This window comes from Kitasatospora sp. NPDC059803 (genome assembly GCF_042732255.1).
Taxonomy (GTDB): Bacteria; Actinomycetota; Actinomycetes; order Streptomycetales; family Streptomycetaceae; genus Kitasatospora.
Genome location: NZ_JBHWIJ010000004.1, coordinates 69169 through 72040, shown reverse-complemented (window position 1 = coordinate 72040; position 2872 = coordinate 69169). Strand labels below are relative to the sequence as shown.

The following is a 2872-nucleotide window of genomic DNA, read 5'->3' as shown; positions in this document are numbered from 1 at the left end:
GATGGCCGACCTCGGGGAGGAAGGTGACCGAGACCCGGGGTGCGGCCCGCTGGAGCCGGCGGCGGGTGCCGTGGGAGTCGATGAGCCGCTCGCGGGCCCCCGACGGTTACGGCCCCCCCCACACCCACCCCCCCCGGCCCCGCTCGGCGTCGCCCAGGGGGCGCTCGCCGAGGAACCGCCGGAGGTCGCCGGCCGGCTGCAACTGCTCAGCGGCGACGCCCACCAGTGCGGGCGCTGGTTCGGCCCGCGCAGCTTCGACGTGGTGCTCTGCCACGGCGTCCTGATGTACCTGCCCGCCCCCGACCCGATGATCGCCTCGCTGGCCCGGCTGCTGGCCCCGGGCGGGCTGCTCTCGCTGCTGGTCCGCAACCGCGACGCGCTCGCCCTGCGGCCCGCCGCCGCCGGGGACTGGCGGGCCGCCCTGCACGCCTTCGAGAGCGACCGGTACTACAACCGGCTCGGGCTGGCCGCCCGCGCCGACCGCCTCGCCGACCTCACCGTCACCCTCTCCGAGGTGTCGGTGCCGCTGAAGCACTGGTACGGCGTACGGGTCTTCACCGACAACGCGCCCGACGACGCGGCCCCGCCGGTGGACGGGCGGCAGCTGGCCCAGCTGCTGGAGGCCGAGGACCGGGCCGGCCGCACCGACCCGTACCGGCAGGTCGCCGCGCTGCTGCACGTGGTCGGGGCCAAGTAGCGGCCCCGCGACGGCGGTTACGCCTCGTGCAGGCTCATCGAGTAGATCACCCGGTCGTCATCCAGCAGGACCGCCGTGTCGATGCCGTCCTCGGCGAGCTGCTTCCAGGACTCCCCGATCCAGGTCTCGGCGTCCCCCTGGCCCGCGAACTCCTCCTGCGCGCCCTCCGGCACCACCGCGGTGCCGTCCGACTTCTCGTACCGCCACGTCCAGACCATGCCCGGCTCCTCCCACCGACGACGCTGCCTGCGTGCTGCGCACCTTAGCCTGCCCGGCCCGATCTTCCGTATGCCTGGCCGGACGCTCCGGATGCCCGGTCGGGCAGGATGGGCGGCATGGCGATCCACCACCCGCTCCCCCGCACACTGCTGCTCGGCGGCGCCCGCTCCGGCAAGTCCACCCGGGCCGAGCAGCTGCTCGCCGACCACCCGGACGTCCTGTACGTGGCCACCGGCGGCACCCGGGACGGCGACGCCGAGTGGGCCCAGCGGGTCGCGCTGCACCGCGAGCGGCGGCCGGCGAGCTGGCGCACCGCCGAGACCTGCGACCTGGAGGCCGTGCTGGCCGACCGGACCGACCCGGCGCCGGTGCTGGTCGACTGCCTGGCGCTGTGGCTGACCGCCGTGATGGACGAGTGCGGCGCCTGGGACGACGCGGTCTGGGCGGCGGGTGGGGAGGCCGCCGTCCAGCGGCGCTGCGAGGCCCTGGCGCGGGCCTGGGCGGCCACCGGGCGCACGGCCGTCGCGGTCAGCAACGAGGTCGGGATGGGCGTCGTCCCGGCGACCGCCGCAGGCCGGCGCTTCCGCGACACCCTGGGCCGGCTGAACATGGCCGTGGCGGACGCCTCCGAGCGTGTGCTGCTGGTCGTGGCCGGGCAGGTTCTGACCGTCAAGCCAGCCGCCGCCTGAACATCTGCGGCGTGTAGCCTTCCGGACGATGGACACGACCGTGGATCTCGATACGTTCTCCTCGCTCGTCGAGCGCCCCGACGAGAGCGCCCGACGGGCCGCCGAGGAACGCTGGCAGGAGGCCGGCCGGCCGCGCGGCGGGCTCGGCAAGCTGGAGGAACTGGGCAGCTGGCTGTCGTCCGTACAGGGGCGATCCCCCGTGCGGCCGGTGTCGGCCCCCAAGGTGCTGCTGTTCGCCGCCGACCACGGCGTGGCCGCGCTCGGGGTGTCCCGGCTGCCCGCCAAGGGCGGCACCGCCGCGCGGGTGCGCGCCGTCCTGGACGGCACCGCGCCGGTCACCCGGCTGGCCCGGCGCTACGGCGCCGAGGTGCGGGTCGTCGACGTCGCGGTGGACGCCGACCCCGCCGACTTCCCGGACGACGTGGTCACCCACCGGATCCGGCGCGGCTCCGGCCGGATCGACGTCGAGGACGCGCTCACCCCCGCGGAGACCGCGCGGGCCTTCCGGGCCGGCATGGCCGTCGCCGACGAGGAGGCCGACGCCGGCACCGACCTGGTGCTGCTCGGCGACCTCGGCGTCGGCGCCACCACCGTCGCCGCCGTCCTGGTCGGCGCGCTGTGCGGAACGGACGCGGCCGCCGTCACCGGGCGCGGCTCGGGCGTCGACGACCGGGTCTGGATGGTCAAGTGCGCCACCATCCGCGACTCCCTGCGGCGGGCCCGGCCCGTCCTAGGCGACCAGCTGGCGCTGCTCGGCGCCACCGGCGGGGCCGACTTCGCGGCGATCACCGGCTTCCTGCTCCAGGCCGCGGTGCGACGGCTCCCGGTGGTGCTGGACGGCGTCGTCTCGGCGGCCTGCGCGCTGGTCGCGCAGCGGATCGCCTTCCGGGCGCCGGAGTGGTGGCGGGCCGGGCAGTCCAGCGGCGAGCCCGCCCAGGCCAAGGCCTACGACCGGCTCACCCTGACGCCGCTGCAGGACCAGGGGATCACCATGGGCGAGGGCCTCGGCGCGCTGCTGGCCCTGCCGCTGCTCCAGGCCGCGGGCGACGCGCTCGCGGACGAGGCCCCGCGGCCGTTCGTGCCGTCGGCACCGAAGGAGCAGCCGAAGCTGCCCTCGGCGGCGGACCTGCTGCGGCGGCTGTAGCAACCCGCGGCAACCTGTGGCACCAGGATCATGGGCGCCCCGGCCGGCACAACGGGCCGGGCGCGTGCGGTCGGGGGGGAACACGGCGGGGCGGGCGCCCGGTGGGGCGGGGGGGGCCGGGGT

General features: G+C 76.7%; 3 protein-coding genes and 1 pseudogene. 3 read left to right on the top strand and 1 reads right to left on the bottom strand.

What is annotated here, in order from left to right; translation table 11 throughout:
• Window position 1: 1 nt before the first annotated feature.
• The gene (locus tag ACFV6I_RS01485) at window positions 2-697 is read left to right on the top strand and encodes a class I SAM-dependent methyltransferase (RefSeq protein ID WP_380423233.1); all 696 of its coding nucleotides are present in this window, start codon (window positions 2-4) and stop codon (window positions 695-697) included.
• 17 nt (window positions 698-714) lie between these two features.
• Here ACFV6I_RS01485 and ACFV6I_RS01480 read toward each other — a convergent pair whose 3' ends face one another.
• The gene (locus ACFV6I_RS01480) at window positions 715-915 is read right to left on the bottom strand and encodes a hypothetical protein (protein ID WP_063347303.1); all 201 of its coding nucleotides are present in this window, start codon (window positions 913-915) and stop codon (window positions 715-717) included.
• Between the two features lie 87 nt (window positions 916-1002).
• On the opposite strand from ACFV6I_RS01480, the pseudogene cobU reads away from it, so the two are divergent.
• Window positions 1003-1605 (top strand): annotated as a pseudogene (gene cobU / locus ACFV6I_RS01475) (bifunctional adenosylcobinamide kinase/adenosylcobinamide-phosphate guanylyltransferase); the annotation flags it as partial.
• Between the two features lie 28 nt (window positions 1606-1633).
• Window positions 1634-2749 carry a nicotinate-nucleotide--dimethylbenzimidazole phosphoribosyltransferase gene (locus ACFV6I_RS01470; protein WP_380336562.1) on the top strand — a complete coding sequence of 372 codons (1116 nt, stop codon included), beginning with the start codon at window positions 1634-1636 and terminating at the stop codon, window positions 2747-2749.
• Window positions 2750-2872 lie beyond the last annotated feature (123 nt).

Excerpts from the sequence above, each read along its gene's own strand:
- ACFV6I_RS01485 (WP_380423233.1), top strand. The coding sequence starts at position 2 with ATGGCCGACCTCGGGGAGGAAGGTGACCGAGACCCGGGGTGCGGCCCG.
- ACFV6I_RS01480 (WP_063347303.1), bottom strand. The coding sequence starts at position 915 with ATGGTCTGGACGTGGCGGTACGAGAAGTCGGACGGCACCGCGGTGGTG.
- ACFV6I_RS01470 (WP_380336562.1), top strand. The coding sequence starts at position 1,634 with ATGGACACGACCGTGGATCTCGATACGTTCTCCTCGCTCGTCGAGCGC.